The following is a 23247-nucleotide window of genomic DNA, read 5'->3' on the forward strand; positions in this document are numbered from 1 at the left end:
CCTGCGCGGCGAGACAAGCCGACGCGCCACTCGGTGCAGTCAAGACGGCCGGGGCAAATCGGGGAGGACCTATCATTGACAGCGCTCCTTAAGTTGAGCGGCGGAATCGACGCGTTTACTCGCTGGACCGGCAAACGCCTGGCCTGGCTGATTCTGGTCGCCGTCATCATCTCGGCGCTGAATGCGATCGTTCGAAAGACGTTGGACACGTCCTCCAACTCGTGGCTCGAGCTGCAATGGGTGCTTTTCAGCATCGTGTTCCTGTTGTGCTCGTCGTGGACGCTGCTCGACAACGAACACATCCGAATTGACATCATCAACAACATGCTGCCGAAGAAGGCTCGCAACGTCATCGACGTGATCGGTCACCTGTTCTTCCTCATTCCGCTGACTATCGTCATGATCGTCACCGGAATACCGTTCTTCCTGCGCTCGTTCCAGATCAACGAGCAATCCGGCAACGCCGGCGGGCTGCCGCAATGGCCGGCAAAATCCCTGATCATGATCGGCTTCGCCCTCCTGCTCGTTCAAGGCATCTCCGAGCTGATCAAGCGAATTGCGATCATGCGTGGCATGATTCCGGATCCCCACGAGTCGCAGATTTCGGCGCTGGAGGCCGAAGTCGAGCACCTCGTTGAAGCGATCGAAAAGAAGTAACCGTTGGCGACGGTTTAGGGGGAAGTCATGACCGCGTTTCTGATCGCCAATATGGCGCCCATCATGTTCGCGACGCTCGTCGTCGTGCTGCTGCTCGGCTATCCGGCGGCATTTTCGCTCGGTGCCGTCGGACTTTTCTTTGCCATTATCGGCGTAGAGCTCGGGCAATTCCACCCGGACTTTCTCCAGGCCCTGCCGGAGCGCGTCTACGGGGTCATGAACAACGACACGCTGCTCGCCATTCCCTTCTTCACCTTCATGGGACTGGTGCTCGAGCGCTCCGGCATGGCCGAGGATCTGCTCGACACCATCGGCCAGTTGTTCGGCACCATCCGCGGCGGCCTCGCCTACGCGGTGGTGTTCGTCGGCGCCCTGCTTGCGGCGACGACCGGGGTCGTGGCGGCGTCGGTGATCTCGATGGGCCTGATCTCACTGCCGATCATGCTGCGCTATGGCTATGATCGCCGCGTGGCGACCGGCATCATCGCGGCCTCCGGGACGCTGGCGCAGATCATTCCGCCCTCGCTCGTCCTGATCGTGATGGCCGACCAGCTCGGCAAGTCGGTCGGCGACATGTATGAGGGCGCGTTCATCCCGGGCCTTGTGCTCGCGGGCCTCTACGCGGGGTACGCTTTTCTCGTCACCCTGATCTTCCCGAACGCCGCCCCGGGCCTGCCCAAGGAAGCCATCGGCTTCCGCGAGGAAAGCGGCGACCGCGGCCTGAAGTCGCTCGGCGTGCTGTTCCTCGCGAGCTGCGTGTTCGGCTGGTTCATGATGCGGGATTCGGAGAGCCACGGCGCCGATTTCGTCGTGCTCAGCATGTTCTTCGGCATTCTCTTCGCATTCTTCGTCGCCGTCGTGAACTGGGGCATCGACAAGCTGACGGGCTTCCGTTTCCTCTCGAAGATGGCGCAACAGACCACCTTCGTCATGGTGCCGCCGCTGTTCCTGATCTTCCTGGTGCTGGGCACGATCTTCATCGGTGTCGCGACGCCCACCGAAGGCGGCGCGATGGGTGCAGCCGGTGCCCTCATTCTCGGCTTCATGAAGCGGCGGCTGACCTGGGACCTGATCCGCCAGGCCACCGAATCGACGGCGAAGCTGTCCGCGTTCGTCGTCTTCATCCTGGTCGGGGCGCGCGTGTTCTCGCTCACCTTCTACGGTGTCAGCGGCCATGTCTGGGTCGAGCACCTGCTGACCTCGCTGCCCGGCGGCCAGGTCGGCTTCCTGATCTTCGTCAACGCCTTCGTCTTCGTGCTGGCGTTCTTCCTCGATTTCTTCGAGCTCGCCTTCATCGTGATCCCGCTGCTCGGGCCCGCGGCGGAGCATCTCGGCATCGACCTGATCTGGTTCGGCGTCATCCTCGGCGTCAACATGCAGACCTCGTTCATGCATCCGCCGTTCGGATTTGCGCTGTTCTATTTGCGCTCGGTCGCGCCGAAGGAACGTTATACCGATCGTGTCACCGGCAAGCGCATGGAGCCGGTCACAACGGGACAGATCTATTGGGGCGCGGTGCCGTTCGTGGTCATCCAGGTCGTCATGGTGCTGCTCGTGATCATGTTCCCGTCGATGGTGATGCACTACAAGGGCGTGCAGTCCACCGTCGATCCCAACAGCATCAAGATCGAGATTCCTCAGATCGATCTGCCGCCGCTCGACTTCGGCCAGCCGAAGCAATAGCGCCCGGCCCGCCCGGAAAAAGAACCCGGAGCTTTCGCTCCGGGTTTTTTCGTTTGGCCGATCGCGCCTCGCGATCAGCTCTGCGAGTTGCGCGCCATGAAGTTGTCGTAGCCGACTTCGGCGACTTGGAACCATTGATAGCCGTTGTTCGAGAACGCGGTCAGCGATTCGTAGACCTTCTTGAATTCCGGGTTGGTGGCCGAGACTTCGGAGTGCAGCTCCTTTGCGGCCTTGAAACAGGCTTGCATGACCTCCGGAGAGAACGGATGCAGCTTGGCGCCGGCCGCAATCAGGCGCCGCAACGCCTGTGGATTGGCTTGGTCATACTTCGCCATCATCCAGTTGTTGGCGTAGTGCCCGGCCTGCTCGAGGATGCTCTGATAGTGCTTCGGCAGCGCATTCCACTTGTCCTGGTTGACGAAGGCGAGAAGCATGGGCCCGCCTTCCCACCAGCCCGGGAAGTAATAATGCGGCGCGACCTTGACGAAGCCGAGCTTCTCGTCGTCATACGGTCCGACCCATTCGGCGGCGTCGATGGTGCCCTTCTCCAGCGCCGGATAGATGTCGCCTCCGGCGATCTGCTGCGGCACCGCGCCGAGTTTGGCCATCACCTTTCCGGCGAAGCCGCCGATGCGGAATTTCAACCCGCTGAAGTCCTGAGGCGTCTTGACCTCCTTGCGGAACCAGCCGCCCATCTGGCAGCCGGTGTTGCCGGCAAGCAGCGAGACGACGTTGTACTTCTTGTAGAACTCGTTGAGGACGTCCCTGCCGCCGCCCAGCATGTACCAGGCCTGGTTGATCCGCATGTTCGGTCCGAACGGCACCGCCGAGCCAAAGGTGAAGGTCGGGTCCTTGCCGAAATAATAATAGGATGCCGTGTGGCCGATTTCGCAGGTGCCGTTCTGCACGGCATCGAGCACCTGAAGGCCCGGCACGATCTCGCCGCCGGCAAATGTCTGAATCTGGAATTTGTTGTCGGTCGCTTCCGCGACCATCTTGGCCATCATCTCGGCGCCGCCATAGAGCGTATCGAGTGATTTCGGCCAGCTCGTCGGCATGCGCCATTTGATCTCGGGCATCGACTGCGCGATCGCTGGAGCGGCGAGCGTCGCGGCACCCGCCGCACCAAGTCCGGTTACCTTGATGAAATCTCTTCTTTTCATGATGTCCTACCCTGATGGATTGTGATGATGGGCCTTCTTGCTGAGGCTTGGAGACAGCATGGAACATGCGTCATCCGATTTCCATCCCGACGATGGTGAGGGACACAAAATGCCCGGCTCCCCGCCATCCGGTCCTGCGACTTTAGGCTTAGACGGTCAGCGGACATGGCCTTCCACATCATGTTCCGCCTCAGCGGTGCATGACGCGTCGGGCGCGTGACAAGCGCCGGAAACATGGGCATACCGGGCCATCCCCCAACCTTGGGCCGCCGCACATGCCTCGTTCGCACCCTGTTTCATCGCTCGTTGGTCCGTTGATCGCGTCGCTCTGGCTGGCATGTGCGGCAGCCGTGGCGCATGCCGAGCCCAGTGCGAATGTCATGGCCGATATCCATGCGCTCGCGCAAAAGGAGCAGCAGCCACTGCTCGACACGCTCCGCGATCTCGTCAGCATCGAATCCGGCAGCAAGGACATCGACGGCCTGAACCAGATCGCCGAGCGCGTCGCCGGCCAGCTCAAGCAGCTCGGCGGCACGGTGGAGATCCTGCAGCCCACCGAGATCTATCGCCTCGACGACACGCCCGAGAAGATCGGCCCGGCCGTGCACGCCGTCTTCAAGGGCACCGGCAGCAAAAAGATCATGCTGATCGCCCACATGGACACGGTGTACCTGAAGGGCATGCTGAAGGACCAGCCGTTCCGCATCGACGGCGACAAGGCCTACGGCCTCGGCATTGCCGACGACAAGCAGGGCGTCGCGCTCATTCTCCACACCGTCGCGTTGCTGCAGAAGCTGAATTTCAAGGATTTCGGCACGCTCACAGTGCTCACCAATGGCGACGAGGAGATCTCTTCGCCCGGCTGGCGCAGCACCATCACCCGGTTCGCCGCGGATCAGGATGTGGTGTTCTCGTTTGAAGGCGGTGGTGCCGACGGCACGCTGCGCCTTGCCACCAGCGGCATCGGCGCGGCCTATCTCACGGTGCAGGGAAAGTCATTGCATGCGGGCGCGCGGCCCGAGGGCGGCGTCAATGCGCTGTACGAGCTCTCGCACCAGGTGCTGCAGATGAAGGACCTGTCCAAACCCGAGCAGGGCCTGAAGCTGAACTGGACCGTCTCCAAATCCGGTACCAACCGCAACGTGATCCCTGCCGAGGCCACCGCCCAGGCCGATGCGCGTGCGCTCAAGGTGGCGGATTTCGACGAGCTCGAAAAGGCGCTGCAGGACAGGATCAGGAATCGCCTGCTGCCCGACTCCAAGATCGACCTGAAGTTCGAGGTGCGCCGCCCGCCGCTCGAGGCCAACGATGCCTCGCGCCGCGTGGCAGCCCACGGAAAGGCGATCTATCAGGAGCTCGGAATGTCCCTCAAGGTCGACGAGACGGCGATCGGCGGCGGCACCGATGCTGCGTTTGCCGCGCTCAAGACCAATGGAGCCGTGGTGGAAGGCATGGGCCTGTCGGGCTTCGGCGCGCACTCCAATGATGCCGAATATGTGCAGCTCAACAGCATCGTGCCGCGTCTTTATCTGGCCACGCGCATGATCATGGATCTGTCCACCGGCAAGCTGAAATAACAGCGCTCGACGGTCAGCCTTGACCAAGGGAGGGAGAACGAACGGCTTCCTCTGCCAATCTAAACCGCAGCGCGAACTCCGCGCCGCCTCCCGGCAGATTTTCGACCGCGATCGTCGCCGCGTGATCATCCGCGACGCCGCGTACGATCGAGAGCCCCAGGCCTGCGCCGTCGGTGCGCTGGCGATCGGCGCGCCAGAAGCGCTGGAAGATCAGCTCGCGTTCGGCCTCCGCAATGCCCGGGCCGCAATCGCGCACGCGCACCTCACCGTCGTCGCGCACCTCGACGTCGACGGAGGTGTGCTTTGCCGTGAACTTGATGGCGTTTTCGGCGAGATTGAAGATCGCGCGCTGGAGCATCTCCGAATTGCCGCGGATCAGCACGGGCGCCTCAGTGCCCCTCAGCGCGATGTCCTTGTGCTGCGCGATCGCGAACGGTGCGATCGCACCGACCACCTCGGCGCAGACGGCGCGTAGGTCAGCGGTTTCGCCGGGATCGAGCACCAGGGTGTCGAGCTCGGCGATCTCCAGGAGCTGGGCGACGATGCGGCTCATGCTCTCGATGTCGGCATGGAGCGCCTGCTGTGCCGCGCCGTCGCCAAGCGTCTCGATCCGCGTGCGCAGGATCGCGAGCGGCGTGCGCAATTGATGCGCGGCGTCGGCGGTGAACTGCCGCTGCACTCGAAAGCCGTCCTCGAGACGGTCGAACGCCTGGTTCACCGCGGTGACAAGCGGCATGATCTCGCGCGGGATCTGCTCCGTCGGCAGGCGGATGTCGGTACGCGCCGGCCCGATATTGCTCGCCTGCTCCGAGGCCTTCCACAGCGGCGCGATCGCGCGGCGGAAGATGATGATGTCGGTGGCGAGCAGGACCAGCAGGATCGGAATGGTGATCCATCCGACCCGCCGGAAGAAGTTCGACACGATGTCGTCGATGATGACGTCGCGGTGCGCGAGGTCCTCGGCGACCTGGATGCGCACCGTCTTGCCGTCGATGACTCGGATCACGCCGGCACCGGAGATCGTATCCGACAGATGCGGCGGCACCGGCGGCGCGGCGCCCGCCCTGCGGCGCGAGGAGAACAGCAAATGGCCCTCGGCATCGCGAATCTCGTACTGATAGCGGCCATAGGCTTCCGAATAGAGGCCCTTGAGACTGTCAGGCAGATTGAACGTCAACAGGCCGTCCGGCTGGGCGACGATGCGCTCGGCCAGGACCTCGGCCTGCGCGCGCATGGCGTCGCGATGCAGCAGGTCGATCTCCGAATTGAGCAGCCAGAACAGCACCAGCGGCAGGAAGATCGCAACCATCGCGACCGCGACGATGTGCAGGAACACGATGCGCCAGATCAGCGATTTGAAGGTCGGCGACCTCGCATAGGACGCGGCATAGGACCCGACCTGGGCCACGCTATTTCTCCTCGGCCATGAGATAGCCGACGCCGCGGATGGTATGGATCACGACCCTGGCGCCGTGCTCGGCGAGCTGCTTGCGCAGGCGCGAGACGTAGACCTCGACCGCGTTGGAGGCGACCTCGCCGTCGAGCCCGAAGATGTGGTCCTCGACATTCTTCTTCGGCACCACCCGCCCCTGCCGGCGCAGCAGGATCTCCAGCACCGACGCCTCGCGCGCGGAGATGATCCGCGGCTGGTCGTCGACAAAGATCTGGCGGCTTTCGGTGTCGTAGACGAGATTGGCCAGATGCAGCGAGCGGCCGAGCAGCTGGCCCGGCCGGCGCAAAATCGCCTCCAGCCGCGCCACCAGCTCCTCCATCGCAAACGGTTTTGCGAGATAGTCGTCGGCGCCGCTGCGCAGGCCGTTGACCCGGTCCTGCAAGCCGCCGCGCGCGGTCAGCACCAGGACCGGCAACGGCTCCATCTGCCGGCGCAGCTCACGCAGCACCGACAGGCCATCGCCGTCGGGCAGGCCGAGGTCCAGGATCATCGCTGCGTAGCTGACGCTGCCCACCGCCTCGCGCGCCTCGGCGGCACTGCCGACGATGTCGCTCTCATAGCCGGCCGCCGCCAGCCCGCCGGCGACGAGCCGCGACAGCTCGGCATTGTCCTCGACAATCAGAAGACGCATCGTAGTCCCGGTAAAGCCACACGGCTCGCGCGGCATCATGGCTGTCTTCCACCATCGGCGCGGTTTCGGCCAGCAAAAAGGCAAGGTCCTACCCGCCTTTTTGCGTCTCGTCAGATTCATGTAAGCCGCACGTTACGCCGCCGGAAGCTTCACGCCCGTCAGCTCGCCCAATCTGTTGATGAGCTCGTCCTGGAATTTCGGGCCGGTCGCCTCGGCGGCCGGCTGCTCCTGCCGGAGGTGATGCCAGTAACGGCCACTGACCATCGCGGACGGCTCCTCGCTTACCGCAAGCCAGGTCTGGGTTCGCTGTCCGGTGTCCAGATCCACCGGAGCCCCCGGGCCGCCCATTCTGGTGCGCACCCAACCAGGATCGACGGCGTTGCTCGATATCTGCGGCCAGCGCCGAGCCAGCGCGAACGCAACGGCGACTGCGTGCAGCTTGCTCTCGGCATAGGCCTTGGCCGCATCCCAGCTCCGTTTGTTCCAATCGAGATCGCGCAATGATCCCTCTCCGCCGCGATGCAGGCCGCTGCTGAGATACACCAGCCGCGCCGGCCGCTCGATCAGGGCCGTCAGCATGTACGGCGCAAGCGTGTTGATCGCCAGCGTGCCGGCGTGCCCCTCGGGAGTCGAGCCCCGACTCCGCTCGGTATAGACACCGGCGTTATGGATGATCGCATCCATGCGTCCGATCGCATTGACCTGGTCTGCGATGCCTTTGGTCTCGACGGCGCTCCTGAGGTCGCCGATTACAATCCCGGCGGCCCTCGACGCCAACTCGGCGTTTGCGGCAGCGCGATCCGCCGATCGCGCATGCAGCACCACGCGGTGGCCCTGATCGAGCAGTGATTGCGCCGCGGCCCGGCCGAGACCATCCGTGCTGCCGGTGATGAAGACGATCGCCATGCGCTGCTCCCTGGTCCTTCGCAGAGCGCAATCCGATGAGTAGGCTCCGATTTGCGATCTTGTTCGTCGCTGACCTTATCCATCCCGTCAACGTTTTTGCGCTCGGGCCCTAGGACTGCCCGTCGGGACACCATCGTGCGATCAGGAACGAGCCGCCGGCCACGGTGGCAAACAGCAGCGCCACTGCGAAGATGGCTGTGGGCAGCGAGATCAAACCGCGCGCATGGGCAGTCATTGCGGCGGAACCAAAAGTGAGCCAGCACCCGGACGCCACGATGTTCGACATGGCTTGCACGACCGCGCACCGCGAGACCGGCTTGTAATTCAGGAACTCCAAAGCAGCGGCCGCCCGTGAAGGCAAGCGTGAAGGCCCATATGAGAATCAGGAAGGGCCCGTCGAAAAGGCTGCAAAAACTGGAAGACAAGGTCATCACTCGGAAGCGTCCGGAGTTTGACGTCATGGCCCGCGATCAGGTTCAAATGCATCAGGTCTCTGCAGCTCGATGGACAGACTGCAGCCTATTCCGTTGACGAGGCCGCGATCAAACAGCTAAATTGGCGGTGTCGGAAAAGGCAGACTTGGTTTGGTAAGCCCAAGTCCTTTCGGTAACGAAAGCTCTGGTCTTTGGCCTCATGCCTGAGATCCCCACGACGAACACGGTCGCTGTTCCAGCGATTGGTCGTTCGTCCGTGAGGTCTTCAGGTTTGGGAAACGCTCCGGTCGAACATCGACAACGGAGCATTTTATGCAGACCCTCGACACGATCCTGTATGACGTCATCATCGCCGGGGCCGGTCCCGTCGGGCTCTTTCTGGCTTGTGAGCTGCGGATTGCCGGCTGTTCAGTGCTGGTGCTGGAAAAGGCGCAAGACCCGCACTCGCCGCTCAAGAGCCTGCCGTTTGGTTTGCGTGGCCTTTCGGTGCCGACCATCGAGAGCTTCGACCGCCGCGGCTTGCTGGATCGTCTGAACGCTCGCGCGGCGAGCCGAGAAACGCCGGCGGGTGCGCACTGGATGCATCAGCAGCGTCGCCCTGGCGGTCATTTCGCCGGCATCCAGTTCTTCCACGATCAGATCGACGCTACGCAATGGCTGTACCGCCTGCCCGGCCCGATCGGCAGCATGGCGGCCGACATGGCGAGCATCGAGGCCGTCCTTGCGATCCGCGCCGAGGCGCTGGGCGTAGAGATCCGGCGCGGCTGCGGCGTCGAGGCGCTCAGGCAATCTATCGATGGCGTTACTGTTGAGTCGGTCGGCGAAACCGTCCATGGCCGCTGGCTCGTTGGTTGCGACGGCGGGCGCAGCAGCGTGCGAAAGGCGGCCGGTATCGGTTTCACCGGCACCGATCCGGAGTTCACCGGCTATTCGGTGCAGGTCGAACTGGCCGACCCGACCGCGCTAAGGTCCGGTCGCCATTACACGCCTTCGGGCATGTACACATATGCGACGCCCGGTACGATAGCGATGGTCGATTTCGACGGCGGCACCGCCCACCGCACCGAACCGGAGGGCGACCAGATCGAGGCGGTGCTACGCAAGATCTCAGGCATCGACGTGACGGTGACGGCCCTGCTGCTCGCCACCACCTGGACCGACCGTGCTTATCAGGCAACTGAGTATCGCGAGGGCCGCGTATTGCTGGCGGGTGATGCCGCGCACATCCATTCGCCGCTGGGCGGCCAGGGCCTGAACCTCGGCCTCGGCGACGCCATGAACCTCGGATGGAAGCTCGCGGCTACCATTCGTGGCGATGCGCCTGTCGGCTTGCTCGACAGCTATTGGACTGAGCGACATCCGGTGGGAGCACAGATCCTCGACTGGTCGCGCGCCCAGGTCGGGCTGATGCGCCCCAGCAGGAGTTCGCGCGCACTCGAAGCGATCGTTCGTGACCTGATCGACACCCGCGACGGCGCGACCTACTTCGCCGAGCGCATGTGGGGCCTTTCTCTCCGCTATGACCTTGGCGCGGGCCATCCTCTGGTGGGACGGAGTGCGCCCGACTTCGAATTCGCGGACGGGACAAGACTGAGCGAACTCCTCAGAACGGGAAAAGGGCTGTTGCTGGATTTCGACGCTTGGTCATCGCTTCAAGCGCTTGCAAGCCGCTGGAGCGGCCGGATCAACTATGTTGCAAGCGACGCGAAGGATCGATTGGGCTTGATCGCTTTGCTCGTGCGCCCCGACGGCGTCGTGGCCTGGGCCAGCGAAGAGGCTCCTGACAACGAGGAAGCGTCTCAAGCCGCAGCGCGATGGTTCGGTGAGCCCAATGCCAGCTAAAGCCGTTCGCGTCGTCGGCACCGGCGTTACTTCGCTTTAGCCTGACTTCATACAGTGTACCCGAAAAGCGATTCTGAGTTCCGCCAGTTGGTCGCCGGTTGCTCCCAGCTCTGCGTCCACCCGATCTGTGAGCACGTCCGTGTAAGCGATCGGCTGGTCGAACTGGCTCGCCGTGAAATCGTACCTGCGGCCTTCGATCCGGTTGTAGAAATGATCGCCGGCCGGCTGCGGCGTCTTCAGCAACTCGCCGCCGAAGAGTTCGTGGATCAGCAGCGACGTGACGTTGCATTGCCCTGCCGCCGGATTGTTCGGAGTCCATGTGCTGGAGGTCGACGCCGACCATGCCTTGCGCAGTGCGCTTTGAACTTCATCAGGATCGAAGCTCATCGTCACTCCCAAAGGATGGCGCCGAGGATTCGACACCGAGAGATCATTTCGGATTATACGATCATCCCTTTTTGCCACTGTTTTGCCCGACGTGTCAAACGGATCCGCATCTGAGCCCAACTCCATCCGCTCGTCATTGCGAGCGCCGCGAATGCTTCGCTGCGTTCGCAATGACGACGTGGGAGCAGACGCGCGCCAAACCGATGTCATTCCGGAACGCTTGCCGCCACGCCAATCGGTGCGCCAGCCACGGCTGCGCGACGATTGCTCCTTCCCGCTGATTTGCCCCGCCGCCTCAAACTGTTGGCAGCCTCCGGTGGGCAACGCGCCCTCACCCGACTTCTACTGTGCATGGGGTTGTTTTTCATATTTTTGTTTGGGCACCCCTGAGCCGCCAAAGAAAAAGCCCGGCCTCGCGAACGAGACCGGGCGTGTCGCCTTCCGACTTCTTGCGAAGATCAGCCGCGGGTGCGCGAGCGGATCATGAAGCTGTCGTAAGTGTATTCGGCGACCTGCCACCACAGATATTCGTCGGAGCGGTAGGCCTGCATGGCATCGATCGACTTCTTGAAGTCGGGGTTCTTGGCCGAGATCTCGCCCCACAATTCGTTGGTCGCCTTGAGACAGGCTTCCAGCACCTCGTTGGTGAAGGGGCGAAGCTGCGTTCCGCCGGCCACCAGACGTTTCAGGGCGGTCGGGTTCACCATGTCGTAGCGCGCGGCCATCCAGGTGTTGGTGTTGACGGTCGCATTGGTGAGGATCGCCTGGTAGGCCTTCGGCAGTTCGTTCCACTTGTCGATGTTGGCGAAGGCGTGAACGGTCGGACCGCCTTCCCAGAAACCCGGATAGTAATAGTACTTGGCGACCTTGGCGAAGCCGAGCTTCTCGTCATCATAGGGGCCGACCCATTCGGCCGCGTCGATGGTGCCCTTCTCCAGCGACGGATAGATGTCGCCGCCGGCGAGCTGCTGCGGCACCACGCCGACCTTCTGAAGCACCTGGCCGGCAATGCCGCCGATGCGCATCTTGAGGCCGGAGAGGTCGGCAACGGTCTTGATCTCCTTGCGGAACCAGCCGCCCATCTGGGTGCCGGTGTTGCCGCAGGGGAAGCCGATCACATTCGACTTCTTGAAGAACTCGTTGGCGAGCTCGTTGCCGCCGCCCTGGTACAACCAGGAATTCTGCTGGCGCGCGTTGAGGCCGAAAGGCACCGACGCGAAGATTGCGAAGGTCGGGTCTTTGCCGACGTAATAATACGACACTGTGTGGCACATCTCGACGGTGCCCTTCTGCGTCGCATCCAGCGCCTGCAGGCCCGGAACGATTTCACCCGCCTGGAAGACCTGGATCTGAAACTTGTTGTCGGTCATCTCGGCGACGTACTTCGCCAATTGCTCGGCACCGCCATAGATGGTGTCGAGCGACTTCGGGAAGCTCGAAGTCAGGCGCCACTTGATCTCGGGCGAGGACTGCGCGATCGCCGGCGAGGCCACCGCGGCGGTCGCCGCCGCGCCTGCTGCCGACACTTTCAGGAAATCACGACGTTTCATCTTCAGGTCTCTCCTTGCTGGGGCGTTTCCCCTAGACTTCTCTTTTGCCGCCGCTCATTCCGGCGATGCGTTTTAAGGCCGCGTCGAACCGAAGGGGCTTGACTGCCGTGGGCCTTTAACACGGAAGCCCCGCTTTCGAAACGCGACATTGGCATGACGGGGCTCTACGAAAGTCGCATGTCCCCAGGGTATTGGCCGGAAGGGATCGGGCCAGACCGGTTCAGGCCGCGGCGATGACGCCCTTGAGCTGGTCCCGAACCTGGCCCGCCATGGCGCGATAGATCGCCGCATGAGGCCCGTCCGGCTCGCTGTCAACCAGCGGGTTACCGGCATCCGAGGTGGCGCGAATCGCCATGTGCAGCGGGATCTCGCCGAGGAACGGTACCCCGAGCTTCTCGGCCTCGTGGCGCGCGCCGCCATGGCCGAAAATGTCCGATTTCGTGCCGCAATGCGGACACTGGAAGTAGCTCATGTTCTCGACGATCCCGAGCACGGGCACGTTGACCTTCTTGAACATCGCAAGGCCCCGCCGCGCATCGATCAGGGACAGGTCCTGCGGGGTCGAGACGATGACGGCGCCCTTCAGCGGCACGTTTTGCGCCAGCGTGAGCTGGGCATCGCCGGTGCCCGGCGGCATGTCGACCACGAGCACGTCGAGCTGGCCCCATTCGACGTCGCGCAGCATCTGCGTCACCGCCGACATCACCATGGGACCGCGCCAGATCATCGCGGTCTCTTCCTCCACGAGGAAGCCGATCGACATGATGGCGAGGCCGAAGCGCCGGAGCGGAATCATCTTGCGCTGGTCATTCAGCTCCGGCTTGTCGTGCAGGCCCGTCAGCCGCGGCACCGAGGGGCCGTAGATGTCGGCATCGAGCAGCCCGACCTTGAGCCCGAGGTCGCGCAGGCCCAGCGCCAGATTGAGCGCGGTGGTCGATTTGCCGACGCCGCCCTTGCCGGAGGCGACCGCGATCACGGCGGCGACGCCTGGAATTTCCGACTGCCGCGCCATCGGCGAAGCACCACCCTGCGGGGGCTTGTGGGCATGGACCGGCTGTACGCCCGGCGTGCCGCGGCTCGGCGTTGGCGGCGGCGGTGCCGCGCCCACCTTGCGCTCGGCGGTCAGCGCCACCATCACGGTGGTGACGCCGGGAATGGCGCGCACCGCAGCTTCGGCTTCGGCCCGGACGGATTCCCAGGCCCGCGCCTCGGCGGCGTCGACATTGATCGAGAAGAACACCTTGCCCTCGGCCGCGCTGATCGCGCTCAGCACATTGGCATTGGTGAGCGCGACCCCGCGGGGTGACTTGATCCTGGCGAGGCTGTCGAGAACCTGTTGCTGCGTCACGCTCAAAGCGCATCTCCTGACTTCAAGATGTGCCCCATTAGAGCGGAAACGCCCAAAAGGCTACTGCCTGCCGATATCGCCGGCTATCTCGGCGGGCGCCGCCCCCTGCTCCATGGCCGCCTCGTAGTTGAGCTCGATCATGACCCCGTTGGGGTCGTGGACGAAGATCTGCCAGAGGTCGCCGCCGGGCACCTGGCGGGAATCGTACTTCATGCCTTTGGACGCCAATCGCTGCTTCATGCCGACGAAACCGCGGCTGGCGAAGGCGACGTGGTGGACAACGCCGGAATCCGGCTTTTGTGGCTCCGGGGTTGGAGAAATATCGACGAGGTGCACCACCGGCTTGCCCTCGCTGTACATCCAGGCCCCTGGGAAAGCGAAATTGGGCCGGGCGCCCTTTTCCAGGCCAAGCACGTCTTCGTAGAAGCGGACCGTCTCGGCCAGATTCCGGGTCCGGATGTTGAAATGATCGAGGACGCCAACGCTCACGCCGCCCAAACCCACGCCCATGCCTTCGCTCCCTTTTTCTTATGCAGGCCTTTGTTTTGTTATGGAGGTCTTTGTTCGAAGCCCTTAGTCCGCCATCCTAGCACAGGAGGGCGACAAACGAAGCCGTTGCCCTCCGGCCTCAAGAGTTTATGGTGCGCCTCCAATCCGCCGCAACGGCGGAACCGGCGCCCCTCGCCCGGCAAAAACCGTAAAACCCCAAACTACGGACAAGGTACCATGGCTAAAGTCGCTTTCCTCGGTCTCGGCGTGATGGGCTTCCCCATGGCCGGACACCTCGTCAAGAAAGGGGGCCATGAGGTCACCGTCTACAACCGCACCGCAGCCAAGGCCAAGGAGTGGGCGGACAAATTCGGCGGCAGGACCGCGGCGACCCCGAAGGCCGCAGCCGAAGGCCAGGATTTCGTGATGTGCTGCGTCGGCAATGACAACGATCTGCGCGCGGTCACGATCGGCCCCGACGGCGCGTTTGCCGGCATGAAGAACGGCGCGACCTTCGTCGACCACACCACGGCCTCCGCCGAGGTCGCGCGCGAGCTCGACGCGGCCGCGACCAAGACCGGCTTCAAATTCATCGACGCGCCGGTCTCCGGCGGCCAGGCCGGCGCCGAGAACGGCGCGCTGACGGTGATGTGCGGCGGCGCACAGGATGTCTATGCCGGCGCCGAGCCTGTCATCGCGGCCTATGCGCGGATGTGCAAATTGCTCGGGCCTGCCGGCTCCGGCCAGCTGACAAAAATGGTCAACCAGATCTGCATCGCGGGCCTGGTCCAGGGCCTCTCCGAAGGCGTCCATTTCGCCAAGAAGTCGGGCCTCGACGTCGCAGCCGTGATCGACACCATCTCCAAAGGCGCGGCGCAGTCCTGGCAGATGGAAAACCGCTACAAGACCATGAACGACGACAAGTACGATTTCGGCTTCGCGGTCGAATGGATGCGCAAGGATCTCTCGATCTGCATCGCGGAAGCCCGCCGCAACGGCGCCAATTTGCCCGTGACCGCGCTGGTCGACCAGTTCTACGCCGAGGTCGAGAAGATGGGCGGCAAGCGCTGGGATACGTCGAGCCTGCTCGCGCGCCTTAATCGCTGACCCCTGACGAAGTGACCCTGCCTTGTTGATCGCAGTCGCCGCAATCTTTGTCCTCGCCTATGCGGCGATCGCGCTCGAGCACCCGATCGGGGTCAACAAGAGCGCGTCCGCGCTAGTCGGCGCCGGCGTGCTCTGGACAATCTACGCGCTCGCGACCGGCGACCACACGCTGGTCGGCCGTCAGCTTGATGAGTCCGTCGCCTCCACCGCACAGATCGTGTTCTTCCTGATCGGCGCGATGACCATCGTCGAGGTCATCGACGCCCATAACGGCTTTGAGGTCATCACCTCCCGCATCAGCACGACGAGCCAGGTCAAGCTGATGTGGCTGGTCGGGTTGGTGGCGTTCTTCCTGAGCGCGATCCTCGACAATCTGACGACCACGATCGTCATGATCTCGCTGATCCAGCGGCTGATCGCCCGGCGCGAGGACCGCCTGCTGTTCGCGTCCCTCATCGTCATCGCCGCGAATGCCGGCGGCGCATGGACTGTGATCGGTGACGTCACCACGACCATGCTGTGGATCGGCGGACAGATCACACCGCTGAACATCATGGGCGCCGTGTTCCTGCCCTCGGTGCTCAACCTGCTCGTGCCGCTTGCATTCATCAGCTTTTCGCTCAAGGGCAAGACCATCGCACCGCCGCCGAAAGACGACGGATTGCGGGGCGTCGATCCGTTCGAGCGGAACGTGATGTTCTATTTCGGACTCGGCGTGCTGATCGCGGTGCCCGCTTTCAAGACGGTCACGCATCTGCCGCCCTTCATGGGCGTGCTGCTCGGGCTCGGCATCGTCTGGCTGGTCGGCGAGATCGTTCATCGCGGCAAGGATGAGCATGTCCGCGGTCCGCTCACGCTTGCACATGCGCTGACGCGGATCGACATGGGCTCGATCGTGTTCTTCCTCGGCATCTTGCTCGCGGTCGCCTGCCTCGAACATGCGGGCCTGCTCTCCATGCTGGCCAAATGGCTGGACACCGCAATCGGCCGCCAGGATGTCATCGTCGTCGTGCTCGGGCTGCTCAGCGCCGTCATCGACAACGTGCCGCTGGTCGCCGCGACCATGGGCATGTACGACCTCGGCCACTATCCGCCCGACACCTTCCTCTGGGAGTTCATCGCCTATTGCGCCGGCACCGGCGGCTCGATCCTGATTATCGGCTCGGCCGCGGGCGTCGCCGCCATGGGGCTCGAGCGGATCGAGTTCCTCTGGTATGCTCGCCGTATCGCCATCCCCGCGCTCGCGGGCTATCTGGCGGGCGCCGTGGTCTACATCGCGCAGCATGCGGCCCTGCACTGACCGGCACCGCGCGCGTTCAAAATTAACGCCGGGTTAACGTAATTCTTTAGCTCCTTAAGTCAGCTCTTAAGGATTTCTTGCCAGAGATAGACAATGCAGAAGGCCCGCCTTTGCGTGGGCAGGAATTGTTGTTGTTCGATGAGTAATCCCGCTGAAAAGCCAGAGGTAGTGCAGCTTCCGGCCGAGCCGGTGAGCGCTCCATCGGCGAGCAGCCGACGGGCTGCGGCGCAGCGGGTGCGCGAGGCGCGCGACAAGTTAACGTCGACCAGCGGAACCCGGCCGGCTTTTGACGCCGAGATGCTGCGCCAATATGCCCAGACGCGGCTGTCGGCCTCCTATGTCGTGATGCTGCTGGTGGTCGCCACCGGCGTGCTGTTCGGGCTCTGGATGCAGCCGATCCCGGCCGCGGCCTGGACCACCGGCATGCTCTGCATCCACGCCGCCATGATCCGCAGCTGCCACCGTTTTTTGGCTGAGGCCTCCTCGTCCCCCGCGGCAACGCGCGCATGGCGGACGCGCTTCGTCGTGCTCGACCTGCTCTATGGCCTCTGCTGGATGGCGATCCTGATCCATCCCGTGCTCGACCTGGTCACCGAAACGCTGATGATGTTCCTGATGCTGCTGGTGATCGCAGTGTCGAGCATGCTGGCCGCCAATCTGCCGATCGCCGCCCTTGCCGCCACCGCACCGGTCGCAGTCGCAATGGCGCTGAACTTTGCGGTGACCGGCGCGCTGGACAATTACATCCTGGCGGCGCTCGCGCTCGCGGCCGAAGGCTATTTCGTGCTGCTGGCGCACCGCCTGCACTCCTCGACCTTCGCCACGCTCGAGGCGCGCGCCGAGAAGGACGCGCTGATCGGCGAGCTCGAACAGGCCAAGGCGATCTCGGACGAAGCGCGCCACCGCGCCGAATCCGCCAACGTCGCAAAGTCGCGCTTTCTCGCGCAGATGAGCCATGAGCTGCGCACGCCGCTGAACGCGATCCTCGGCTTCTCCGAGGTGATGAAGAGCGAAATTTTTGGCGCGCATGCGGTGCCGGTCTACAAGGAATATTCCGCCGACATCCATAATTCCGGCGTCCACCTGCTCAACCTCATCAACGAGATCCTCGATCTGTCGCGGATCGAGGCTGGCCGTTACGAGCTCAACGAGGAAGCGGTGTCGCTGGTCGGCATCGTCGCCGACTGCCATCATTTGATGAAGCTGCGCGCCTCGAGCCGCGGCATCACCATCCACGAGGTGTTCGAGCAGGCCATGCCGCGGCTCTGGGCCGACGAGCGGGCGATCCGCCAAGTCGTGCTCAACCTGCTCTCCAACTCGATCAAGTTCACCCCCCAAGCCGGCGAGATCTGGCTCAAGGCCGGCTGGACCGCTTCGGGCGGACAATATCTCTCGGTGAGGGATTCCGGCTCCGGAATCCCCGAGGACGAAATCCCGGTCGTGCTCGCCTCGTTCGGCCAGGGCTCGAACTCGATCAAGTCGGCCGAACAAGGTGCAGGGCTTGGCCTGCCCATCGCCAAGAACCTGATCGATCTGCATGGCGGCACGTTCACGCTGAAGTCTAAGTTGCGCATCGGCACCGAGGTGATCGTCACCTTCCCGCCGGAGCGCGTGATGAGCGCGCTGGCGCCGCTGTCGGAGGATGCGCCGCCGCTCCAGCCGGAGAGTTCCGCGATGCCCGACGAGAAGCGCCGGCCGCGCCACAAGCCGATCATGAGCGCCGGTACGGGCTCTTAACGAGATGCTTGCAGAAATGCCCGACGATCCCTCACTATGTCCACATGAGCAAAGAAACGCCGTGCGTCGCCGTCTGCATGATCGATCCCAAGACCAGGCTGTGCTTCGGCTGCGGCCGCACCTTGCCGGAAATCGCATGCTGGCACGCCATGGAGAGCACGGAACGGCTCGCGGTGATGGCGCTGTTGCGGGCACGCATGGCGGCCGCCGGACTTGCGCCGATCGCGGGATCGTCGAAGCGCGCCTGATCGGCCTGCGTCCCTTCGGAGGCGCGCGATGATCCGCTTCCTGCTCGTCCTCATCATGCTCGCCGGCATGGCCGGTGCCGTCGTCGCCTATGGCGATTCCGACCAGATCGCGCGCGCTAGCAACAAGGTCTCGCACATGTTTCGCGCGCAGACCGCCTCTCCAATCCCGGCCGTGCAGATCCAGCGCGGCCAGGGCGGCGAATTCGCGCTGCGTGCCAAGATCAACGGCGTCGCCGCACCGATGGTGATCGATACCGGTGCGACCTCCGTGGTGCTCACCTGGGAAACCGCGAAAGCGATCGGACTGCCGCTCGAGATGCTCGAATACGACGTCGATCTCGAAACCGCGGGCGGCCACACCAAGGCGGCCCGCCTTACGCTCGACCGTCTCTCTGTCGGCCACCTCGTCGAAAAGTCGGTGCCGGCCCTCGTCGTCCAGCGCGGGCAGATGAAGACCAATCTGCTCGGCATGAGCTTCCTCGACCGCCTGGAAAGCTGGGGCGTCCGCTCCGACAAGCTGATGCTCACGGGCTACCCGGAGCTTCAGAGCAGCCACCGCCGCTCGCGCACCGCGATCGACTAGACCATCGCACATGAGGAAGATGGGCTGGACGGCGGGCGCCGGCGGCGAATGGGTGTTCCTGCCAAATGGTCACTTCGATCTGTTCCGCTGAGGCAGATCGACCAAGAGCCGGATTTCACGATCCGGCTCTTCACCTGCTTGCGGCTAGGCCGCAGCCTCCGCCGGAGCGCGCGCACCGACGCGCGCGATGGCATCGCGCAGCACGTCCACACCGGCACCCGACTTCACCCCCTGCTCGGCAAGATGGCGGCGGAAGGCGCGCGCGCCGGGCACGGCGTGGAATGCCCCGACGAAATGCCGCGTGAACGCATGCAGCCGCGTGCCCCGCGTAAGTTGCTGCTCGATATAGGGCATCATCGCTTCGAGCGCGTCCTGCATCGTCGCATGCGGCGCCGTCTCGCCGAAGATGTCTTGATCGACGGAGAGCAGCCGCCACGGCTCCTGATAGGCGGCGCGGCCGAGCATCACGCCATCAACGTGCTCAAGATGCGCTTTCGCCTCGTCGATTCCTGGGATGCCGCCGTTGATGATGACAGGCACGTCAGGCATCGCGCGCTTGAGGCGATAGACGCGATCATAGTCGAGCGGCGGAATGTCGCGGTTCTCTTTCGGCGACAGACCGTCGAGCCAGGCTTTTCTGGCATGCACGATCAGCGCGTCGCAGCCGGACGCAACCACGCCGCGCGCAAGCTTATCAAGCGCGACTTCCGGATCCTGGTCGTCGATGCCGATGCGGCATTTCACCGTGACCGGAACGGCGACCGCACGCTTCATCGCATCGACGCACCTCGCCACGAGCTCCGGCTCCGCCATCAGACACGCGCCGAAGCGCCCATCCTTCACGCGATCCGACGGGCAGCCGACATTGAGGTTGATCTCGTCATAGCCGAACTCCTCGCCGATCCGCGCGGCCAGCGCGAGCTCGCGCGGATCCGACCCGCCAAGCTGAAGCGCCACCTTGTGCTCGACCGCGTCGAACCCAAGCAGCCGCTCCCGGTCGCCATGAATGATGGCGCCAGTGGTCAGCATCTCCGTATAGAGCAGCGCCCGCCGCGTCAGGTGACGATGGAACACCCGGCAATGCCGATCGGTCCAGTCCATCATGGGCGCGACGGAGAAAGGAAAATCGTACGATTTCGTAGTTTTTTCGGTCATTTCAGTTACTTAGTAAGAGTTTTGAATTTTCCATTGTAGCTCTTTTTTGCCATTTTCCTCCATTTTGACGCTCCTGGCACTGCCGCGCAGTACCGAAGATGCTCATGCAGTACCGAAAAGGCAGCTCTCGAGCTGGGAACGGTCATCCCACGCAACCGAAGCCATGGCTCTACAGGATATCAAGCCCAACTGCACAAGAAGCCCGGTTCGGTGACGTTCGGCCATAACGGCGGGGGCACCAACGGTCATTTGGCCATCCGCATGCTTGCAAAGCAAGCCGGCGTCGAGCCGAACGAGATTTCCTATCGCGGAACGGCCGCGCAGAGGACCGATGTCCTCGGCGGCCATCTGGACATCGGTATGGTCAGTCTCAGCGAAGTGCCTGAGCTCGACGGCACCAACAAAGGCGAACTCCAGGCCATTGCAATCCTGTCGAAGGCCCGTTCCCCATCATTGCAGGGTGTTTCGACCGCCGAGGAAGCCGGCGTTCCCATCGTCATGACCGCGGAGCGCGGCTTTGCACTGCCAAAGGGCGCGCCTGACGATGTCGCGAGAAGGCTCGAAGGCGCGATCGCCGAAAGCCTGAGCGATCCCGAATACGTGATGAGCTCTCCCGGTGACGCACCTGTCCTCGCTTTCATGCCCGGAGCCGAATGGCAGAAGCGTCTCGACGATATGACGAAGGCCCTGCAGCCGCTCGCCACCGAGTTGGCCGAGCCGAAATAGCTTCAATCGATGGGAGCACGCCGCGTATGCCAATCCGTCACCGACTGGAAGGCATGTCCGGCGCGGGCGAGCAGATCCTCGGACAGATGCGGGCCGACCAGCTGCATGCTGAGCGGCAGGCCGTCTGACGCCATGCCATTCGGCAGCGTGATGGTCGGGCTGCCCGAGAAGTCGAACACCGCGGTGAAGCGCAGGATGCTGAGCAGCACGTTCGGATCGGCGCCGTATTCGCCCATCTTGGTCAGCGTCGGGATCGGCACGGGCATAGTGGGAATTAGCAGCAGGTCGACGTCGCCGAACAATGCGGCGAGGTTGCCGCAGAACTTCAGGCGCTCGTGATGGATCTGCGCGGTTTCGACGCCACTCATCGACCTTCCCTGCTCGATCAGCTGTGCCAGATCGGGGCCGTATTCCGATTTCCGCGACGGATAGCTTTCAAGATGCGCCTCCGCCGTCTCGATCGAGCACATCGGAATCCACATGCTGACGAGCTTCTCGTAGGCCGGGAACTTGACCTCGCGGATGTCGGCGCCGAGCTCCGCAAGCATGCGTTCGGCTTCCAGCAATGCGGAGACCACCTGCGGATCGATCCCGCTTTGGGTGTAGTTGCGGTCCACACCGATCCGTAGGCCCCGTATGCCGTCACCAATCCCGGCCAGATAGTTCGGTACCGGCGCCTGCAGGGTCGTCGGGTCATTGACGTCGGCGCCCGCGATGACGCCGAGCATGGCGCCCGCATCGGCCGCGCTCCGGCACATCGGCCCGACATGGTCGAGCGAATCCGCCAGCGGAAAGACGCCGTAACGACTCACACGTCCCCACGTGGGCTTGATCCCGGTGAGCCCGCACGTTGCCGACGGAAACCGGATCGAGCCGCCGGTGTCACTGCCGATCGCGCCGTAGCAAAGCCCCGCCGAGGTCGCCACTCCCGATCCGCTCGAGGAGGAGCCAACCCAGTAGTCGACGTTCCAGGGATTGAGCGGTGCCTGATCGTTCGGATGGTGACTGGTGTAGGCCCCCTCGGTCATCTTCAGCTTGCCGAGCGTGACGGCGCCGGCGAGTTCGAGCCGATCCACGATCGTCGCGTTGAAGGATGGGACGAACCTGGCGTGGATCGTGGTGCCGCCCGCCGTCGGTGCGAAGGTGGTGTAACAGAGATCTTTCAGTCCGATCGGCACGCCGTGCAGCGGCCCGCGCCAGATGCCTTTCGCGAGCTCGGCGTCACAGCGTTTCGCCTGAGCCATGGCGCGCTCGGCGAGAACGAGTGCGTAGCCGTGAAACCTGCCGTCGAGTTTCTCGATCCGGCTCAGCATAGCCTCCGTCACCTTCGACGGCCGGAGCTCACCCCGGCGGAACAGCTCGGACAGTTCTGTGATCGACTTGTAGTGGATTGGATCTTCTAACATCTGACAGCCCTGTTGTTGTCGGAAACGGGCGGTGCCCACCGGCGGCTCGAACAGGCCGGTCTCGTGACCGCGCGGCTCTGGACGCGCCTAGAACTGCACTCCGCGCGTGAGCGCACCATCGACCACGAGATTGGTCCCCGTGATGAAGCTTGCAGCCTTGCTGGCAAGGAACACCGCACCGTTCGCCATTTCCTGCGGCGTGCCCATGCGGCCGGTCGGGTTCAGCGCAAGCGCAGTCTTGTACAGCTCGGGATTGCCATCCTTGATCTGATTCCAGACACCACCCTCGAAATAGGTGTTGCCCGGCGACACCGAATTGGCGCGGATGCCTTTGCCGGCAAGCTGGAAGGCGAGTCCTTGCGTGTAGTGGATGATCGCGGCCTTGAATGTGCCATAAGGACCGCTGGCGAAATCAACCTCGCGCCCTGACACGCTGGAAATGGTTACGATCGCGGCGGCCTTGCTCTTCTCCAGATACGGCATCGCCGCATTGACCAGCCGCACCGTGCCCATCATGTCGGTGGAGAACTCCTTCTCCCAACTCTCCTCGTCCTGCCCGATCGACAAAGCGCTGACATTGGCGACGACGATGTCGATGCCGCCGAGCCTGGAGGCCATATCCTCCACCCAGGCCTTGAGCGCCGGGCCGTTGGAGACGTCGACCGAGCTGCCATGAGCAGCGACGCCCTTCGCCTTGAGCGCGGTGACCGCGCTGTCGACGTCGGCCTGATTGCGCGCGCAGATGCCGACATTGGCGCCCTCGGCCGCGAAGGTGTCGGCGATCGCCCTGCCGATACCCTTGGTGCTGCCGGTGACGAGAACCTTTGCTCCCTTGAGTCCGAGATCCATATCCATTCCCTCCCTC

22 protein-coding genes are annotated in these 23247 nt (G+C 63.6%); 10 read left to right on the forward strand and 12 right to left on the reverse strand.

Annotated elements, in window-relative coordinates; all coding sequences use genetic code 11:
• Nucleotides 1-75: 75 nt before the first annotated feature.
• Together IVA80_RS01170 and IVA80_RS01175 are read left to right on the forward strand one after the other, a co-directional pair.
• On the forward strand, nt 76-657 hold the full coding sequence (locus IVA80_RS01170; RefSeq protein ID WP_247424698.1) for a TRAP transporter small permease subunit: 582 nt from the start codon (nt 76-78) through the stop codon (nt 655-657).
• 27 nt (nt 658-684) lie between these two features.
• Nucleotides 685-2340, forward strand: coding sequence for a TRAP transporter large permease subunit (locus tag IVA80_RS01175; RefSeq protein ID WP_247424702.1), 1656 nt, complete (start codon nt 685-687; stop codon nt 2338-2340).
• Nucleotides 2341-2414: 74 nt separating this feature from the next.
• On the opposite strand, the gene IVA80_RS01180 is transcribed toward IVA80_RS01175, so the two are convergent.
• Complete coding sequence (locus IVA80_RS01180) at nt 2415-3503, reverse strand: TRAP transporter substrate-binding protein (RefSeq protein ID WP_247424705.1); 1089 nt, start codon at nt 3501-3503, stop codon at nt 2415-2417.
• A 275-nt stretch (nt 3504-3778) separates the two neighbouring features.
• Between IVA80_RS01180 and IVA80_RS01185 the strand changes: the two genes are divergently transcribed.
• Entirely contained in the window at nt 3779-5080 is a 1302-nt protein-coding gene (locus IVA80_RS01185; RefSeq protein ID WP_346347951.1) for a M20/M25/M40 family metallo-hydrolase, read from the forward strand.
• A 13-nt stretch (nt 5081-5093) separates the two neighbouring features.
• Here IVA80_RS01185 and IVA80_RS01190 read toward each other — a convergent pair whose 3' ends face one another.
• From IVA80_RS01190 to IVA80_RS01205, 4 genes are all read right to left on the reverse strand, one after another.
• Nucleotides 5094-6488: an ATP-binding protein gene (locus IVA80_RS01190; RefSeq protein WP_247424710.1), complete on the reverse strand. Its 1395-nt coding sequence runs from the start codon at nt 6486-6488 to the stop codon at nt 5094-5096.
• Nucleotide 6489: 1 nt separating this feature from the next.
• The gene (locus tag IVA80_RS01195) at nt 6490-7164 is read right to left on the reverse strand and encodes a response regulator transcription factor (protein WP_247424713.1); all 675 of its coding nucleotides are present in this window, start codon (nt 7162-7164) and stop codon (nt 6490-6492) included.
• A 132-nt stretch (nt 7165-7296) separates the two neighbouring features.
• Nucleotides 7297-8070 carry an SDR family NAD(P)-dependent oxidoreductase gene (locus IVA80_RS01200; protein ID WP_247424715.1) on the reverse strand — a complete coding sequence of 258 codons (774 nt, stop codon included), beginning with the start codon at nt 8068-8070 and terminating at the stop codon, nt 7297-7299.
• Between the two features lie 109 nt (nt 8071-8179).
• On the reverse strand, nt 8180-8407 hold the full coding sequence (locus IVA80_RS01205; RefSeq protein ID WP_247424719.1) for a hypothetical protein: 228 nt from the start codon (nt 8405-8407) through the stop codon (nt 8180-8182).
• 409 nt (nt 8408-8816) lie between these two features.
• Between IVA80_RS01205 and IVA80_RS01210 the strand changes: the two genes are divergently transcribed.
• A complete protein-coding gene (locus IVA80_RS01210; RefSeq protein WP_247424722.1) occupies nt 8817-10346 on the forward strand; it encodes an FAD-dependent monooxygenase in 1530 nt (509 codons plus the stop codon).
• Between the two features lie 36 nt (nt 10347-10382).
• On the opposite strand, the gene IVA80_RS01215 is transcribed toward IVA80_RS01210, so the two are convergent.
• The 4 genes from IVA80_RS01215 to IVA80_RS01230 all read right to left on the reverse strand — a co-directional run bounded on the left by IVA80_RS01215 (nt 10383) and on the right by IVA80_RS01230 (nt 14141).
• Nucleotides 10383-10733 carry a hypothetical protein gene (locus tag IVA80_RS01215; protein WP_247424725.1) on the reverse strand — a complete coding sequence of 117 codons (351 nt, stop codon included), beginning with the start codon at nt 10731-10733 and terminating at the stop codon, nt 10383-10385.
• Between the two features lie 458 nt (nt 10734-11191).
• The gene (locus IVA80_RS01220; protein ID WP_247424728.1) at nt 11192-12283 is read right to left on the reverse strand and encodes a TRAP transporter substrate-binding protein; all 1092 of its coding nucleotides are present in this window, start codon (nt 12281-12283) and stop codon (nt 11192-11194) included.
• 220 nt (nt 12284-12503) lie between these two features.
• Nucleotides 12504-13637, reverse strand: coding sequence for an Mrp/NBP35 family ATP-binding protein (locus tag IVA80_RS01225; protein ID WP_247424730.1), 1134 nt, complete (start codon nt 13635-13637; stop codon nt 12504-12506).
• A 54-nt stretch (nt 13638-13691) separates the two neighbouring features.
• Nucleotides 13692-14141, reverse strand: a complete 450-nt coding sequence (locus tag IVA80_RS01230) for a VOC family protein (RefSeq protein WP_247424733.1) — start codon at nt 14139-14141, stop codon at nt 13692-13694.
• A gap of 216 nt (nt 14142-14357) precedes the next feature.
• Between IVA80_RS01230 and IVA80_RS01235 the strand changes: the two genes are divergently transcribed.
• From IVA80_RS01235 to IVA80_RS01255, 5 genes are all read left to right on the forward strand, one after another.
• On the forward strand, nt 14358-15227 hold the full coding sequence (locus tag IVA80_RS01235; protein ID WP_247424736.1) for an NAD(P)-dependent oxidoreductase: 870 nt from the start codon (nt 14358-14360) through the stop codon (nt 15225-15227).
• 22 nt (nt 15228-15249) lie between these two features.
• Nucleotides 15250-16527 (forward strand): sodium:proton antiporter NhaD, encoded by a 1278-nt coding sequence (nhaD, locus tag IVA80_RS01240; protein WP_247424739.1) that lies wholly within the window; start codon nt 15250-15252, stop codon nt 16525-16527.
• Nucleotides 16528-16665: 138 nt separating this feature from the next.
• On the forward strand, nt 16666-18264 hold the full coding sequence (locus tag IVA80_RS01245; RefSeq protein ID WP_247424746.1) for an ATP-binding protein: 1599 nt from the start codon (nt 16666-16668) through the stop codon (nt 18262-18264).
• 44 nt (nt 18265-18308) lie between these two features.
• Nucleotides 18309-18512 carry a DUF1289 domain-containing protein gene (locus tag IVA80_RS01250; RefSeq protein ID WP_247424749.1) on the forward strand — a complete coding sequence of 68 codons (204 nt, stop codon included), beginning with the start codon at nt 18309-18311 and terminating at the stop codon, nt 18510-18512.
• Between the two features lie 28 nt (nt 18513-18540).
• Entirely contained in the window at nt 18541-19095 is a 555-nt protein-coding gene (locus IVA80_RS01255) for a TIGR02281 family clan AA aspartic protease (RefSeq protein ID WP_247424752.1), read from the forward strand.
• Between the two features lie 144 nt (nt 19096-19239).
• Here IVA80_RS01255 and dusA read toward each other — a convergent pair whose 3' ends face one another.
• Nucleotides 19240-20250, reverse strand: a complete 1011-nt coding sequence (gene dusA, locus IVA80_RS01260) for a tRNA dihydrouridine(20/20a) synthase DusA (protein ID WP_256467333.1) — start codon at nt 20248-20250, stop codon at nt 19240-19242.
• A 144-nt stretch (nt 20251-20394) separates the two neighbouring features.
• Here dusA and IVA80_RS01265 point away from each other — a divergent pair, with 144 nt between their 5' ends.
• Entirely contained in the window at nt 20395-20976 is a 582-nt protein-coding gene (locus IVA80_RS01265; RefSeq protein ID WP_346347952.1) for a tripartite tricarboxylate transporter substrate-binding protein, read from the forward strand.
• A gap of 2 nt (nt 20977-20978) precedes the next feature.
• Here IVA80_RS01265 and IVA80_RS01270 read toward each other — a convergent pair whose 3' ends face one another.
• A complete protein-coding gene (locus IVA80_RS01270; protein ID WP_247424756.1) occupies nt 20979-22382 on the reverse strand; it encodes an amidase in 1404 nt (467 codons plus the stop codon).
• Between the two features lie 87 nt (nt 22383-22469).
• Nucleotides 22470-23231, reverse strand: coding sequence for an SDR family NAD(P)-dependent oxidoreductase (locus tag IVA80_RS01275; protein ID WP_247424758.1), 762 nt, complete (start codon nt 23229-23231; stop codon nt 22470-22472).
• Between the last annotated feature and the right edge of the window lie 16 nt (nt 23232-23247).

The sequence above is a fragment of the Bradyrhizobium sp. 139 genome, from assembly GCF_023074175.1.
In the GTDB taxonomy this organism is placed as follows: domain Bacteria; phylum Pseudomonadota; class Alphaproteobacteria; order Rhizobiales; family Xanthobacteraceae; genus Bradyrhizobium.

What these genes read in the sequence shown, in the direction of transcription:
- IVA80_RS01220 (WP_247424728.1), bottom strand. Translation starts at nt 12,283, where the DNA reads ATGAAACGTCGTGATTTCCTGAAAGTGTCGGCAGCAGGCGCGGCGGCG.
- IVA80_RS01255 (WP_247424752.1), top strand. Translation starts at nt 18,541, where the DNA reads ATGATCCGCTTCCTGCTCGTCCTCATCATGCTCGCCGGCATGGCCGGT.
- IVA80_RS01245 (WP_247424746.1), top strand. Translation starts at nt 16,666, where the DNA reads ATGAGTAATCCCGCTGAAAAGCCAGAGGTAGTGCAGCTTCCGGCCGAG.
- IVA80_RS01275 (WP_247424758.1), bottom strand. Translation starts at nt 23,231, where the DNA reads ATGGATCTCGGACTCAAGGGAGCAAAGGTTCTCGTCACCGGCAGCACC.
- IVA80_RS01235 (WP_247424736.1), top strand. Translation starts at nt 14,358, where the DNA reads ATGGCTAAAGTCGCTTTCCTCGGTCTCGGCGTGATGGGCTTCCCCATG.
- IVA80_RS01195 (WP_247424713.1), bottom strand. Translation starts at nt 7,164, where the DNA reads ATGCGTCTTCTGATTGTCGAGGACAATGCCGAGCTGTCGCGGCTCGTC.
- IVA80_RS01250 (WP_247424749.1), top strand. Translation starts at nt 18,309, where the DNA reads ATGAGCAAAGAAACGCCGTGCGTCGCCGTCTGCATGATCGATCCCAAG.
- IVA80_RS01175 (WP_247424702.1), top strand. Translation starts at nt 685, where the DNA reads ATGACCGCGTTTCTGATCGCCAATATGGCGCCCATCATGTTCGCGACG.
- IVA80_RS01270 (WP_247424756.1), bottom strand. Translation starts at nt 22,382, where the DNA reads ATGTTAGAAGATCCAATCCACTACAAGTCGATCACAGAACTGTCCGAG.
- IVA80_RS01215 (WP_247424725.1), bottom strand. Translation starts at nt 10,733, where the DNA reads ATGAGCTTCGATCCTGATGAAGTTCAAAGCGCACTGCGCAAGGCATGG.
- IVA80_RS01180 (WP_247424705.1), bottom strand. Translation starts at nt 3,503, where the DNA reads ATGAAAAGAAGAGATTTCATCAAGGTAACCGGACTTGGTGCGGCGGGT.
- IVA80_RS01200 (WP_247424715.1), bottom strand. Translation starts at nt 8,070, where the DNA reads ATGGCGATCGTCTTCATCACCGGCAGCACGGATGGTCTCGGCCGGGCC.
- IVA80_RS01210 (WP_247424722.1), top strand. Translation starts at nt 8,817, where the DNA reads ATGCAGACCCTCGACACGATCCTGTATGACGTCATCATCGCCGGGGCC.
- IVA80_RS01185 (WP_346347951.1), top strand. Translation starts at nt 3,779, where the DNA reads ATGCCTCGTTCGCACCCTGTTTCATCGCTCGTTGGTCCGTTGATCGCG.
- dusA (WP_256467333.1), bottom strand. Translation starts at nt 20,250, where the DNA reads ATGACCGAAAAAACTACGAAATCGTACGATTTTCCTTTCTCCGTCGCG.
- IVA80_RS01230 (WP_247424733.1), bottom strand. Translation starts at nt 14,141, where the DNA reads ATGGGCGTGGGTTTGGGCGGCGTGAGCGTTGGCGTCCTCGATCATTTC.